The sequence below is a fragment of the Candidatus Babeliales bacterium genome, from assembly GCA_019749895.1.
Taxonomy (GTDB): domain Bacteria; phylum Babelota; class Babeliae; order Babelales; family RVW-14; genus AaIE-18.
The window spans coordinates 27,994-41,037 of sequence record JAIEPG010000001.1; the positions used below are offsets into that span (position 1 = coordinate 27,994).

Here is a 13,044-nt window from a genome sequence, read left to right on the forward strand (position 1 = left end):
TTTTTTAATGTGTTGGGTAATTACAGTGTGCAACGCACCAAACGCGTTGAGCAAAGCTTTGTATTGCCTCTGGGGAGCAGTTTACAAAGCAGTCTACAAGTTGACCGCAAAAGTAAGGTTGGGCAACAAGGCAAAAAGTAATTGTTGCGAGTGATAGTATTACAGTTCCAGCAATAAAACAATTATCTGTGTTTAGCTGGGCGCTATGTTCTTCCTGTGCTTGCATAATAAGCATTTCAAGTTCTGCTGAAGAAAGTTTTTGTAGTACCTCGCTTATTTGTGTTGTATCAAATGTTGATGCTGGCTGAGCTGCAAAGTACGGTGCCTGAAACATAAGTAAGCTTGCGAGTAAAAAATATTTCTTCATGAGTTTTCCAAAACTTCTGCGGTTATTGCGCAAATTTTTTCAGTAAAGCTATCATCTTTTATAAAGGCCCAACAAAAATCATTAATTTCACATAATGTTTCGCATATGGTGTCTCCTAAAAAATTTTCGAAGCATTCTTCTGTCATTGTTTCGGCACATCGTACCCAGTCAATGACATTTAATGAATCAAGGATATTGCCGTTAACCGGAGCAACTTGATAAAGCAGCAATAGTCCGGCTGCTACCAGGCCAAGGCTCAAGATGGGCCCAATGTTAAGGTCTGCTTGAGAAGATTTTTTTTCAATAATCAATTCTTGTACCAAGTGTTCAAGTTCTGGTATTGAAAGTTTTTTGAGTGCTGCAATTTCTTGGGTTGTATCAAAAGGTTGTGTTGGCTGGGTAGCAAAACACGGTACCTGAAACACAAACAAGCTGGCGAGTAAGAAATATTTCTTCACAAAAAAATCCTTTCTAAAGTTGGAGAAAGTTGAATAGGCGTTTGTTCGTTGCACATAAAATTAAGAATTTTAGGAAAATATTGTAAGAGTCCGTCTGGTTGAAAGCATGGTGTTGTATCGCTGCCACACATGGTATTATGCACTCGAAGACACAGATCGATAGTAAACATACCCAGTGCAAGAGCAAAGACAGTGTAAAGAATGGGACTGGTATTTTCAGCGCTCTTTTCTTCAAAACTTTTTACAAGTTCATAAAGTTCTTCACGAGAAATTTTTTGCAACGTTTCTTGGAGCTTGTTAAAATCTAATGGTGCTGGCTGAGCCGCAAAACACGATGCTTGAAGTAAGAGTAGGCCGGCGAGTAATAAAATATATTTTTTCATGAAAAAATCCATGTGTCCTTAGTAATCGGCAGACTCATCGTCGGAGAGAGTTTGTGTTTCTTGATCAGCATCGCCACCAAGTACTGCTGCGCATTCTGTGTTTTTGAAGCGGAGGGCAAGATCCAGGGCTGTTGCTCCTAGATGGCCTTGGCAGTCACTGGTTACCACAGCGTTGGCATCAGCACCAGCCTGAAGAAGTAATGTTACGCATCCTGAATTGCCAGAAATAGCAGTGCAGTGAAGAGCCGTTTGGCCATCCAGATTCACAACGTCAACCTCAGCGCCAGCGTTAATGAGTAATGCTACGCATTCTGAGTGTCCCTCTTGGGCGGCCGCGTGAAGGGGTGTGGAGTCCTGATAACCATAGGCATTAATGTCGGCATTTTTTGCAAGAAGCAACCTTAGGCATTCTAGATGTCCCCCTTTGGCAGCTAGGTGAAGGGCCGATCGGTTAATAACATCTCTTGCATCAATTGTAGCAGCGTCGGTCTTTTCGCATTCAAGAAGCAACCGTAGGCATTCTGCGCGTCCATTCTTGGCAGCCCAGAGAAGCGGGGTGTTATTTTGGTTATTCCTGGTATTGGGGTTAGCGCCTTGCGCGAGAAGCGGGTGCATTTTTTCGGGGAGATTCTTGTAGACAGCTTCAAAAAGCTGCTCCTCAAGGCTTAGTGCAGCAGGTAAAGCACTGGAGCTGAGTGCGAGAAAAAAAATAAGTGATAAATAAATTTTCATGCTCTGTATCCTAAAATTGGGGTTTTGTTAATGACTGATGCAATTTTACACAAAGGGCTGTTGGCTGAAAGCCACAAGTCGTCGCAGAGCATTTCGGGGCGCAGGAGCAAAAGCGCGGCAATAAAAATACCAAAAAAAGCAAAACCGGCTATTTCTGGGCCGGTACACCGTGCTGTTTGTGTTTCTGTTTCATTATCAAGTACGAGCTGGAGTTCATGCACAAGCTCGGCTTGTTGCTGCTCAGAAAGTGCAGCAATTAGCTGCGTTATGTCCTGACTTTGAAGCTCTTGCTGTGGGCTTGCGTTAAGTGTTGAGCACGCAAGCAGGGCACAAAATAAAAAACGTTTCATAAGATAGTTCTTTCTTTGCAAAAGAGCCGGAGAAAACGGGGAAGAGTTCCTGGCGTGTAATCATTGCAGGTCTCGTATAATTCATAAAACAAAATAAGAGCAATGGCTAAAGCTACCCAAACTCGTTCTGGTGTTAAAATATGTGCGCTCTTTTCTTCAACACTTTGTGCAAGTTCACAAAGTTCTTCATGAGAAAGCTTTTGCAGCGCTTCAGAGAGTTCATGAAGATCCAATGTCGTTGGCTGGGCAGCAAAGCACGGTGTCTGTAAAAATAATAAGCTGGCAAGCAATATATATTTTTTCATAATCAAATCCTAACTAAATTCCTGCGGCGGGCATAAGAGCTTTGGCTATTTTGCACAGGGTACTTTCTGATGAAAGCCAGTCCTGTTTGCAGAATGTTTCAATGATGGCTGTTATGGGTATTGAGACCATTAATCCGCCAACAACAATGGCAACAATGGTAAGTGCTATATCTTGTCCCGAAGGCAACAAAGCTTTTTGCTCATCAGGCTCATTGTCGAGTATACGTTGTATATTGTGCATTAATTCTGTTTTTTGCTGGTCTGAAAGCGAAGCAAGTAATTGCTTCACGTCATAATTTTTCGGCATTTCTTGGCTGTTTGCATTCAATGTTGTGTTGGCAAGTAATAAACAAAAAAGTAATTTTTTCATGAAGTTTTTCCTTGTGATGTAATAAAAATGTCTGATTAGTTGTTCTTAACTTTTTCTTCTGGACCAAAGCCAAGGCCTTTGTAATCAACCATGGCGAATAGTTCTTCGCCGGTCATTTTTCCAGATAAAAAAGCGTTTATTATGACAACAACAAAAAGAAGAGTGCTCAATGTTCCCATACCCATTATTGCTTCAAGAACAACGTGTGCTTCTTGTTTTTTTTCAAAGCTGCATTCATCAGTTCCGGCAATCAATTTTTTAATCAACATTGTCAGCTCAGTTTCAGACATTTGTTCAATGTGTTCAAGAACAGGCGCTGGGGCTTTAGCGGCAACAGAAACTGATGTTGTAAAACAAAGAAGTGTACATAAAGCAAGAGAGTTTTTCATGATGGTCCTTTTGTGGTTGTTTAAAAAAGGTGCGCACCTTGCCACAGTGGTTTGGTGCGCACTAATATTTATGAAGTAAGAGCTATAGTTTTATAGAGCGGCGTTACATGTTTCATTGAGAAGCCAAAGAACTTTATCGATATAAAAACCACACTTTTCTGGTGTTGTAGTGCAATTAAAAAAATGTGAATCTAACGACAATATAAAGCCGTTGCATATTTGATCGCTAAAAATGTGTATGCCAAGGCCTATCGCAAGAACAATCATCGATCCAATAGCAAAATTAGATAGTTGTGCATTGTTTTCTTCAGAGATATTTTGATTAATCAGAGTGAGTAATTTTTCTTGGTCTGCTTGTTGTATGTGCTCAACTAAAGTATTCAATTCAGTTTCTGAGAGGTTTTGTAGCAGCGCGTGTGCATCAGTTGCCAGAGAGGCTGCAGCATGCCCGCTTATCAATGAGGTTAGTCCTACGATCATTAAAAATTTCTTCATTATAAAATCCTTTCTTTTTTATAGAATGCATCTTTCGCATAAATCTTCAAATAGATCAGCTAAGCCTGATTGTAGCCAATTGCAGTTTATTTCAGAGCAATTAATGACCTGATCAACAAGAAATTCGCAAATAGGGTGTTGGTACACGTGAAGAAATCCGGCAAGCGCTAGAACCATACAACCTGCTCCAATTAACACATTTCCCCCGTTTAACTGAGCTTTGTGTTCTTTTTCGATGCCATTTTCTAAAATACTTAACAGATCTTTGGTATCTAGTTTTTGTATTTGTTCAAGCAGAGTTTTTAGCTCTGGGGTGGAAAGATTTTCTATAAATGTGTTTGCATTGTTAGGTACAGTCTTGGCCAAGGCCGAAGTCCAGCTTGAGCCAACTAAAAGGGACGTGAGGGATAACGCCAAGATCAAATGCTTCTGCATCAACAGATCCTTTCTGAAAATAAGCAAATAAAGCGACCGGAATAAACAAGCCTGCAGCAATAACTATCGTGCTTGTTAATTCTTCAAAACAAGCACCGTGCTCGTTTTCTAACAATTCATTAACTATTTTTTTGATTTCTTTGGCATCTAGTTTTGCCACGTTGGCTTCAGACAACATTTGAATGTATTCTTCAGCTGGAGTTTTTTGTGCAAAGACAGGTGTAGGTGTTGTTAAAAAAAACAGTGCGCAGAGTGCAAAGTATTTTTTCATGAATATCCTTTATTTTTGCTTGGTTGAAGAAGCGCTCCAAATATGTCCGGGATGCAGAGTAATGGTCCAAAGCCCTCTTCGACTGCAAAATTTGGGGAGTGACATGCAGCAAAACCTACAATTGAAAGAAGTATGCTTGCAAGCGAGAGCGCAATGGTGACGTCGCCAAAATGAGCATGTTGTTGTTTTACTAATTGATTAATGAGCGCATCTACTTTTTCAGCAGGGCCAGAAGTGAGCTGCTCGACCAATGCAGTAAACTCAGCATGAGACAGTTGTTGGACGTGTTGTAGTGCCGGGGCTGGTGTTTGGGCAGAAATCCAAACGGGAGTTGTTAAAAAAAGAAGCGAACAAAAAGCCAAACCATTTTTCATGAAAGCCTTTCTCTTCTAGTAATTTTTCGTACTCTTTTCTAAGCGGCATAAAAATCTCATTATTTTGCTTCTATGTCAATAAATATCATCTAATTTAAACTCTTTTGTTCAATAAGAAACAAGCGAATAAAAAGTACGTTGGTATAAAAGCATAATTTTTGGTGGCCAGTTATTAGAGATTTAGTCTTTTTTGGTGAAGTGTCGATTGGCAATATTCTTTGAAAATCAGCACTGCTTGCAAGATAAAATAGCCATTTATTGCAGTCTGACATTTCTTTGTTCTACCATGTTGAAGAACAGAGAAATTTTAATCGAAAGAAGAGTGATGTTAACGGTCAAAAAAAGGCGCCTCTCTCTTAAAAAAATTGTAGCCAGAGCAGTGTTGTGTGCCGTGGTGGGTCTGTCTTGCTATGGTCTTGTTACCGGTCCTGGTGCTGCTTTGTGGCGTAAAACTGCTGCCATGTGTCGGCTTGAATGCGCGGATATTGCCTTTGATTCTTTGTATGCGTCTGGTGTGCGTGAAGAATTAACCAGCCTCATAAAAAATTATGTTGAAGATTCAAATTTCTTATCTTTCGATGTAAAAAAACTTACGCAAGAAGTTAAGAAATTTTGCCCGCTGGTGCACGAGCTTTCATGCATTCGTACCAAGCCGCTGAGTGTAGTGCTGCACGTGCGAGGTACGGAGCCGGCTTTTGTAATAAATGGTTCGCAGGTGTTGGCGCATGATGGTGCGTTGTATGATCAATCTTTTTTTGAGTCGTATGACTTGGCACAACTCAAAACCGCAACGGTTGAGCAGGCATGGTGTGCGGCTGAAAACACAAAGTGTGTGTACGATTATTTAATGCGCATACCGGCTGAAACGTGGCAAAATTTTGCGGTTGCTTACCGTGGGCCAAACGCTATTGAATTTTGTGCTTACGATGAGCAGGGCTATTTAAAAACGATAATGATTGATGAAAATAAAACTTTAGACAACGAAACCATGGCCTGCATTAATGAGGTTGTGGCCGATGTGGTACAAAAAAAAATGGTGGCACGAACGCAGTACCAGGTTGCCTGCGATGCGCGCTTTGAGAAACGTATTTTTGTGAAACTTTTGAGGCGAAAGAACAAGGGGAGGCGAGCATGAGCAAGAGTGTTATTGGTCGCTATGTGACGGCGATTGATATTGGGACAACCAAAATTTGTGTATTAATTGCCGACACTGACGCGCGAGAAGGGCTTGAAATTGTTGGCGTGGGCCAGCATCCTTCGCACGGCTTAAAAAAAGGCGTGGTGGTTAATGTTGCAAAAACAGCAGAATCAATTCAGGCTGCCGTTGCACAGGCGCAAAGTATGGCTGGTATTACCGTAGAGCACGCGACGGTTGGTATTTCGGGCGGGCATATAAAGTCATATAACTCAACTGGCGTGGTGGCAATTAAAGGTCGTGATGTTTCGCAGTACGATATCAACCGCGTTATTGATGCTGCCAAAGCAATTCCTATGCCGCAAGAGCAAGAAATTTTGCATATCTTGCCGCAATATTTTCGTGTTGACGGGCAAGAATATGTTATCGATTCGCTGGGCATGTACGGCGTGCGATTGGAAGCGCAAGTGCACATTATCACCGGCGCGGTAGCCTCAGCTCAAAATATTATTAAGTCGTGCGAGCTGGCTAATATTTCAGTAACCGACATTGTGCTTGAACAGTTAGCTTCTGCTGAGGCGGTGCTCACGTCAACCGAGCGTGAAGTTGGTGCGGCAATTATTGATATTGGCGGTGGTACGTCTGACTTTGCTATTTATAAAGATGGTCGCATTCGGCATACCAAAGTGCTGCCAATTGCGGGCACACATTTTACCAACGACGTTGCCATTGGTCTTGGCATCCCGCTCAAAGAAGCAGAAATGCTTAAACGCCGCTTTGGTATTATGGGCCCAGATAACCAAGAACTCAAAGGGTTGATTGATGTTGATCTTGGGTACGATGGTGGCACCAAGCCAGTTGACTTGCGCTTGAGTGGTGAAATTTTGCGTTCGCGTGCCGAAGAAATATTTGAGTTGTTTGCTGACGAAATTCTTGAGTATCGTTTAAGTAAATTTATGCCTTCAGGTTTAATACTCACCGGCGGTGGGAGCTTGCTTGCAGGCATTAAAAATGTTGCACAAGACATTATTAAAGGACCCGTGCGCATTGGTTATCCATTGGCGCATCAAGGCTTTCAGGGTCAAATGCCCGATATTTTGAAAAGCCCAATTTATGCAACGTCTTATGGCTTGTTGTTGTATGCAACCGGTGAAAACAGTGCGGGCATGATGACGAATATTAAAGAAGCGCCACTATTAAAAGTTTTTAGACGAATGAAATCATGGATTTATGATTTTTTATGAGATCATACCTCACGGCGGGGTATAATTTAGGAAAGGATTTGCGATGATAGATATTTCATTGGAAGAAGAAGTAAAGGTTCACTGTGGTGTGAATCTTAAGATCTTGGGAATAGGGGGAGCTGGAGGTAATGCCGTTAATAGTATGATCAAGAGTACGGAGCTTGAAGCGGTACAGTTTCTTGTTGCAAACACCGATGCGCAAGCATTGGCACAGTCACCAGCAAGTATAAAAATTCAGTTGGGTACAAAGATTACCAAAGGGCTTGGGGCTGGCTCCAATCCCGATGTTGGTCGACGTTCGGCAGAAGAAGATGTTGAAACGGTAATTTCACAGATTAAAGATGCTGACATTATATTTTTAACCGCAGGACTTGGTGGTGGAACCGGTTCCGGTTCTATTCCAGTTATTGCCAGCATCGCAAAAGAGCTGGGCATTTTGACGGTGGCAATTGTAACCAAACCGTTTATTTTTGAAGGCAAGCGCCGTGCGCGCATTGCCGACGAAGCGGCTGAAACGTTGCGCAAAGTTGTAGACACTATTATTGTGGTGCCCAACCAACGTCTGCTTGAAGTGGTTGACGAAAAGATATCAATGCTCGATGCCTTTGCACTTTCAAACGATGTGTTAAAACAAGCAATCAAAGGGATCTCAGACATCATTACCAAATCTGGTCATATTAACGTAGACTTTGCCGACGTGCGCGCGATTATGAAAGATATGGGTATGGCGCTTATGGGCACTGGGCGTGCTTCTGGTGTTAATCGCGCTAAAGAAGCGGCAGCAAAAGCTATTAGCTCGCCGTTGCTTGAAAATGTTAGTATCAAGGGCGCCCGTGGTGTGTTGATTAACATTACCGGCAACATGGACCTTGGCTTGTACGAAATTAACGAAGCAGCATCGTTGGTTTATGATTTGGTGAGCGAAGATGCCAACATTATTCTTGGTTCAGTAATTGACGACACGATGGGTGATGAAATTATGGTTACCGTGATTGCAACCGGTTTTGAAACCAAGCAAGAGCAAGCGGCATTTAAAGAAACACCGGTACAAAGAACACCAGATTATCGTCCAGCTGACCAACGCTTTGCGCACGATGCGCGTACGCCAGAACAACGTGCTCATTACGCAGCGCCACAAAGTACGCCGGTGCGTGTAACGCCAAGTAGAACTGACGAATCGTGTGATTTGCAAGATCTTGACACGCCAACGTATTTGCGCCGCAAGGCTGCAATGCAACATGAGCAAGAGCATGCGGGCAGTGAAGCGCAAGTGTGGCAAGAGCGCCGTTTTGATGCAGCGCCTGCGCGGGCTGAAAATTATGAGCAACGTCCGCAACAAGCTGCAGAGCACAGCGACGAAGAGTTGCCGCCAACGCTGTAATCTTTTTTAGTAGTTTAAAAAAAGGGCAGAGATTATCTCTGCCCTTTTTTCTAGGCTTTTCTCATCAAAGAGAGGCATAAAGTTTTTTGATGGAGTATGCTTTGAAACTTACTGCGACAAAAAAATATTTAGGAATAGTAATGCTGCTCTTGGTGCTGATAACAGGCCGCGCTCTGCCGGCATCATTATCAGCTTCTGTTGAAAAGTTGCGTACGATGGCGCAGAAAGAAAAAGATGATGCACTGTTTGAAGCAGTTGAGTGGAACAAGATTCCCCACGCGATAGCGCTTCTCAAAGCAGGTGCCGACGTGAATGTTCAAAATTGTTCTGGCTGTACGCCTCTGCATTTTGCGGCACTTCATGGGTTCAGAGATATGGTCTGGTTACTTATCGAGTTCAAGGCGAATATGAAGGCAAAAAATTTTCTTGGCGAGAGGCCTCTTCACTTGGCTGCTCAACGTAATCGAGAGTCGGTTGTACAACTACTCATTGCTAAACTTCCTTCAGGGGTCGATGCTTTAGATAATGCAGGACGGACACCTCTTTATCACGCTGTCTTAGAAGATAGTGAAAGGGCCGCAGCGTTGCTTATTTGTGCTGGTGCTGACATACATATTGAAACCCGTATGGGTAGAACGCTTCTTGCTCTGGCACGAGCGAAACAATCTTTTACTTGGCGAAATATAGGTATTGTTAGCGTGCTTATTCGTGCTGGCGCTAAGGAATAATTGCCACAAATTTCTCTGGAAGCATTTCTATGTATGATTCTGCTCTTTTTTTATGTTCTTGTAAAAATTTACGATCAATCATATTCTCTCTTTGTTTTCAGGTAATATTTTTTTTAACTGGGAGAGCTATGAAAAGAGTAATGCTTTTTGTTTTGTGTGCTGCTGTTGGTGGTAACGTGTTTAGTGCTGCTTCTTCCAGTCAATCAAGTTATTCAAAGAAGAGTTGTGCCCAGCCGGGAACGCGCATTAGAACGCACGGGCTGAACCATGTTGTTTCGAGCAATCCAGAAAAATTTATATGCAAAACACATGAGTTCTTAAATGGTGCTCGTTACCAGTCTTTTAAGATTTCTTGTGGGCATAATTTTTGTAAGGGCTGCTTGATTGGAACTATTTTACAAACCAAAACGTGGGCATGTTGTGTGTGTAAAAAAATGTTGTCTGTGGCTAATAAACAGGAATTAGCTTCATACGGCTATTATGTTTTTGCGGAAGGTATTTATCATTCTTTGTTGATTCAAAATCCTGATTCGTTTGCGTGTAAAACAAAATTGTGTTTTAAAAATGCACGTTATAAGCGCATAACTCTTGAGTGTGGTTGTAAATTGTGTAGAGGCTGTTTGTTAGCCAGCATTTTGTACACGAGAAAAATTTCTTGCTTTGTGTGCGAGGTGGCACTGAGTCAAAAAGATATAAAATGTGTCAAAGAACACGAGTCGTTTGCCGATGTTGCTTCATATCGTGCTCAAGTACTTGCTTCGATGCAAACTGCAAAATAAAGGTAAACAACTGAGGTAAAACAATGAAAAAAACAATATGTTTGTTATTAAGCATTGTAGTGAGCGGTAATTTGTTTGCGGGATCTAAAAAGCCAAAAAAATCTGGATCTTTTATAGCAAGATTTCGTAGAGCAAAAACGTTAGCAAAGTCTACAGTGGGCAGCTCTCGTAATCAAAGAATGCTTGCAGCCTCTGGTTCTGTAATGAGCCTGAGTCATGGCGGTAGCTTTCCTGTGCAAGAAATTCCGCTGCAAAGATATTATTTTCCGACCCGTTCAGCACCAGATTTACCCGTAACAAGTGAGTTACCCAAAGAGAATAAGTTGCCGTGGCACTGGGTTTGTGATTGTAAAAGTGAAAGCGATAAAGAACATTATGGGGCCAAATGCAGATCGCGTAGATTTTTGGCACAATGGTGTAACAAAACTTTATTTCTTGATTGTGAGCATTATGTGTGCATAGGTTGTTTGTGGGCTAATTGGATACGTTACGGTGTTTTTTTCTGCCTTTGTTGCAGGGAGTATCTGAGTAAAAAAAATTTAAGTGGTCTTTTACATCATCCGTCGTGTATTGATATTAAATTACATGGTGGGTTACAGGCTGTCCGTATCTTGGCTGGTTTAAATGAAAGTATCAAAGAGCTTCGTGACGATGTTCAAGAGTAGTGGCGGTAATTTTTTTAATGAAAAGGTAGTACTTATGAAAAAGCTTGGCAGTTTGTTAGTTTTGTTGCTTGCAACGAGCGGCTTATTTGGGGCTGACGGCTTTGGAAAAAAATCTATTAAACGAGTTGGCGGGCTCTACCACTTTATTCCTGGCACAATAAACTTTATGTGTGCCGTAAAACCGCACTTAAAAAAGATGAAACACAATCCTTTTGATGTTTCTAGTTGTGGACACAAATTGTGCCGTGGTTGCTTGGTTGGTTCCATTTTACACACTGACCGAGGCTTTGTTTGTTTTAAGTGTTTAGTGCCCTTGAATGAAAGAGACGAACAAAAAATAAAAAACCATCATGCTTTTTTAGAAGTTGCTGATAACTTTGAACAAGATGTTGATATGTGGTTTTATCATTGGTCTCCCGATGCTGATGAGTGGCAACGTACCGACGTTTTGAATGTCCACCCTCGAATTTTGGAAGAAATATCGTGGGCGCTTTTAAGCTGTGGGCATCGTTGTTGCACGTTGTGTTTAGAAAGTCTGACCGAGAATATGACGTCATTTCCCTGCCCTGTTTTGTGGTGCGAACAAAATCCAGTATGTGTTGTGGTGGACAGTCCTACTGACGATCTTTCGGATGATTCTGATTATTCTGCGCAAGATTTTACTGACAATTCTACTCAAGACGATGAATCTAGTGAGCAAAATTCTGACGATGAAGATGAGTCTAGTTGGTCGTCATGTTTAATACAACGAGCTCGCCGCATGTTTCTGCGCATGTTTGAGTAATAAGCGTTTTTATAAATTCTGTCCAAAATAGACTTTGTTTATCGCAAGGTGCCGTAAGGTTATATTTTTCGGCAACCATGGTGCCAAGATAGACGGTGCCACCACGAATTGCAGCATAGCACGCAGTACGTATGGCTCGGCGCACAAGGCGGTAATTGTCTGGGCTGAGGAATTTTTTTACCATGCGATTGGTAACGCTTTCGCTAAAATCTTGGGCAACAAATTGTGCTACGCGTAGCCAAGCTACTTTTTTATCTTGTTCGGTCCATGTAGAAAAGGGATTATTGTTTGCCAGATGAGAAAATTGTAGGCCATAAATTTTGTCCAAAAATTTTGAATCTCCAACCAAAGCGATGATGAAGAGGCAATAAAGTTTTTCTAAAAGGTCCGTATCGTTTTCTAGTGCTACTCTCAGAATAGAATGTACAACAATTGAGCTTCGCCCAATATTACGCACGTTGCTCGAGATAGTGTTAAAGATCAGTTCTTTATTCTTAAAATCAGGCAATTGTGTTGTTGCTAATTTTGTTAGGTGTTCATGTGTTGGTTCAAGGAACATGCCTAGTGCTGAAAGTTGGCTAGCCTTTTCTAAATCTTTTTTTGTGTAAGCATGGGCAGAACTTGTTGTAAGAGCCAAGCAAACTAAAAAAAGAATCTTTTTCATTATGTTCCTATTCTGCAAGGGATGACTAGTTTGGTTGATTGTCCATATTTGACAAGACTAATTCGCCGCATGCTTCTACAAGCGTTTGCAGAATAAGTGCTTCTATAAACCTTTCCCAGAACATATCTTTTTTGTCCAGAGGCAGGGTGTATTTTTCAATAATAGCTGCCTTCGCGTAGAGAGTAGCTCCGGCTATCAGAGCAGTACTTGTAGCGCGTAGCGCTCTGCGAACAAGGCGATATTGGTTTTGGCCAAGAAATTTTTTGAGGATTTGATTGGCAGTATAGTAACCAATATCTTCGGCAATTTGTTGGGCAATGTTGAGCCCTATGAATTTTTTATCGTTTTCGGTCCAGGAAGAATATGGTTTTTTTTCTGCTAATACACACAGGAGTATGCCATAAATTTTTCCGACAAGTTCGGTGTCGTTTTCAAGAGCTGCGCTTAAAATATCATAACCAATGGCAGAAGCTCCACCAAAAGCGAGTGTATTCTGTTCGGTAGTTTTTTTATACTTACAGTCAGGTAAGTATCGATCTGCTAGCAAAGTTGCTGGTAGAATAAGGGTACCCAGAGCACATGATTTGTGTGCTTTTTCTAAATCTTGTTTGTTATAGGAATGTAAAGGGCTTGTTGTAAGAGCCAAGCTTGCTAAGAAAAGAAGTTTTTTCATGTTGTTCCTGTAATAAAGTAAAAGCAAATCAAAAATGTTAGTAAAAAAAAAGGAGCGAACTT

Annotated in this window: 21 protein-coding genes; 7 read left to right on the top strand and 14 right to left on the bottom strand. The window is 41.6% G+C overall.

What is annotated here, in order from left to right:
* Window positions 1-4: 4 nt before the first annotated feature.
* From K2W90_00150 to K2W90_00205, 12 genes are all read right to left on the bottom strand, one after another.
* Window positions 5-367, bottom strand: coding sequence for a hypothetical protein (locus K2W90_00150; protein ID MBY0352756.1), 363 nt, complete (start codon window positions 365-367; stop codon window positions 5-7).
* Window positions 364-825, bottom strand: coding sequence for a hypothetical protein (locus K2W90_00155; protein ID MBY0352757.1), 462 nt, complete (start codon window positions 823-825; stop codon window positions 364-366). The genes K2W90_00150 and K2W90_00155 overlap by 4 nt, the downstream gene beginning before the upstream one ends.
* On the bottom strand, window positions 822-1,208 hold the full coding sequence (locus tag K2W90_00160) for a hypothetical protein (GenBank protein MBY0352758.1): 387 nt from the start codon (window positions 1,206-1,208) through the stop codon (window positions 822-824). Before K2W90_00160 ends, K2W90_00155 begins: the two co-directional genes overlap by 4 nt.
* Before the next feature lie 18 nt (window positions 1,209-1,226).
* Complete coding sequence (locus K2W90_00165) at window positions 1,227-1,940, bottom strand: ankyrin repeat domain-containing protein (GenBank protein MBY0352759.1); 714 nt, start codon at window positions 1,938-1,940, stop codon at window positions 1,227-1,229.
* Complete coding sequence (locus K2W90_00170) at window positions 1,937-2,290, bottom strand: hypothetical protein (GenBank protein ID MBY0352760.1); 354 nt, start codon at window positions 2,288-2,290, stop codon at window positions 1,937-1,939. Before K2W90_00170 ends, K2W90_00165 begins: the two co-directional genes overlap by 4 nt.
* A complete protein-coding gene (locus K2W90_00175) occupies window positions 2,287-2,595 on the bottom strand; it encodes a hypothetical protein (protein ID MBY0352761.1) in 309 nt (102 codons plus the stop codon). The genes K2W90_00170 and K2W90_00175 overlap by 4 nt, the downstream gene beginning before the upstream one ends.
* Before the next feature lie 13 nt (window positions 2,596-2,608).
* Window positions 2,609-2,965 carry a hypothetical protein gene (locus K2W90_00180; protein MBY0352762.1) on the bottom strand — a complete coding sequence of 119 codons (357 nt, stop codon included), beginning with the start codon at window positions 2,963-2,965 and terminating at the stop codon, window positions 2,609-2,611.
* 35 nt (window positions 2,966-3,000) lie between these two features.
* Window positions 3,001-3,354: a hypothetical protein gene (locus tag K2W90_00185; GenBank protein MBY0352763.1), complete on the bottom strand. Its 354-nt coding sequence runs from the start codon at window positions 3,352-3,354 to the stop codon at window positions 3,001-3,003.
* A 90-nt stretch (window positions 3,355-3,444) separates the two neighbouring features.
* Window positions 3,445-3,849: a hypothetical protein gene (locus K2W90_00190; protein MBY0352764.1), complete on the bottom strand. Its 405-nt coding sequence runs from the start codon at window positions 3,847-3,849 to the stop codon at window positions 3,445-3,447.
* An 18-nt stretch (window positions 3,850-3,867) separates the two neighbouring features.
* Window positions 3,868-4,284, bottom strand: coding sequence for a hypothetical protein (locus K2W90_00195; GenBank protein MBY0352765.1), 417 nt, complete (start codon window positions 4,282-4,284; stop codon window positions 3,868-3,870).
* Window positions 4,196-4,555: a hypothetical protein gene (locus K2W90_00200; GenBank protein ID MBY0352766.1), complete on the bottom strand. Its 360-nt coding sequence runs from the start codon at window positions 4,553-4,555 to the stop codon at window positions 4,196-4,198. Before K2W90_00200 ends, K2W90_00195 begins: the two co-directional genes overlap by 89 nt.
* The gene (locus K2W90_00205; protein MBY0352767.1) at window positions 4,552-4,929 is read right to left on the bottom strand and encodes a hypothetical protein; all 378 of its coding nucleotides are present in this window, start codon (window positions 4,927-4,929) and stop codon (window positions 4,552-4,554) included. Before K2W90_00205 ends, K2W90_00200 begins: the two co-directional genes overlap by 4 nt.
* A 325-nt stretch (window positions 4,930-5,254) precedes the next feature.
* Between K2W90_00205 and K2W90_00210 the strand changes: the two genes are divergently transcribed.
* The 7 genes from K2W90_00210 to K2W90_00240 all read left to right on the top strand — a co-directional run bounded on the left by K2W90_00210 (window position 5,255) and on the right by K2W90_00240 (window position 11,645).
* The gene (locus K2W90_00210; GenBank protein MBY0352768.1) at window positions 5,255-6,064 is read left to right on the top strand and encodes a hypothetical protein; all 810 of its coding nucleotides are present in this window, start codon (window positions 5,255-5,257) and stop codon (window positions 6,062-6,064) included.
* The gene (ftsA, locus tag K2W90_00215; GenBank protein MBY0352769.1) at window positions 6,061-7,308 is read left to right on the top strand and encodes a cell division protein FtsA; all 1,248 of its coding nucleotides are present in this window, start codon (window positions 6,061-6,063) and stop codon (window positions 7,306-7,308) included. Before K2W90_00210 ends, ftsA begins: the two co-directional genes overlap by 4 nt.
* Window positions 7,309-7,351: 43 nt before the next feature.
* The gene (ftsZ, locus tag K2W90_00220; GenBank protein MBY0352770.1) at window positions 7,352-8,689 is read left to right on the top strand and encodes a cell division protein FtsZ; all 1,338 of its coding nucleotides are present in this window, start codon (window positions 7,352-7,354) and stop codon (window positions 8,687-8,689) included.
* Between the two features lie 101 nt (window positions 8,690-8,790).
* Window positions 8,791-9,417 carry an ankyrin repeat domain-containing protein gene (locus K2W90_00225; protein MBY0352771.1) on the top strand — a complete coding sequence of 209 codons (627 nt, stop codon included), beginning with the start codon at window positions 8,791-8,793 and terminating at the stop codon, window positions 9,415-9,417.
* Window positions 9,418-9,545: 128 nt separating this feature from the next.
* Entirely contained in the window at window positions 9,546-10,196 is a 651-nt protein-coding gene (locus K2W90_00230; protein MBY0352772.1) for a hypothetical protein, read from the top strand.
* A gap of 23 nt (window positions 10,197-10,219) precedes the next feature.
* Window positions 10,220-10,861: a hypothetical protein gene (locus tag K2W90_00235; protein ID MBY0352773.1), complete on the top strand. Its 642-nt coding sequence runs from the start codon at window positions 10,220-10,222 to the stop codon at window positions 10,859-10,861.
* Window positions 10,848-11,645, top strand: coding sequence for a hypothetical protein (locus K2W90_00240; protein MBY0352774.1), 798 nt, complete (start codon window positions 10,848-10,850; stop codon window positions 11,643-11,645). Before K2W90_00235 ends, K2W90_00240 begins: the two co-directional genes overlap by 14 nt.
* Here K2W90_00240 and K2W90_00245 read toward each other — a convergent pair.
* Window positions 11,584-12,309, bottom strand: coding sequence for a hypothetical protein (locus tag K2W90_00245; GenBank protein ID MBY0352775.1), 726 nt, complete (start codon window positions 12,307-12,309; stop codon window positions 11,584-11,586). The two genes, K2W90_00240 and K2W90_00245, sit on opposite strands and share 62 nt — an antisense overlap.
* Before the next feature lie 25 nt (window positions 12,310-12,334).
* On the bottom strand, window positions 12,335-12,982 hold the full coding sequence (locus K2W90_00250) for a hypothetical protein (GenBank protein ID MBY0352776.1): 648 nt from the start codon (window positions 12,980-12,982) through the stop codon (window positions 12,335-12,337).
* Between the last annotated feature and the right edge of the window lie 62 nt (window positions 12,983-13,044).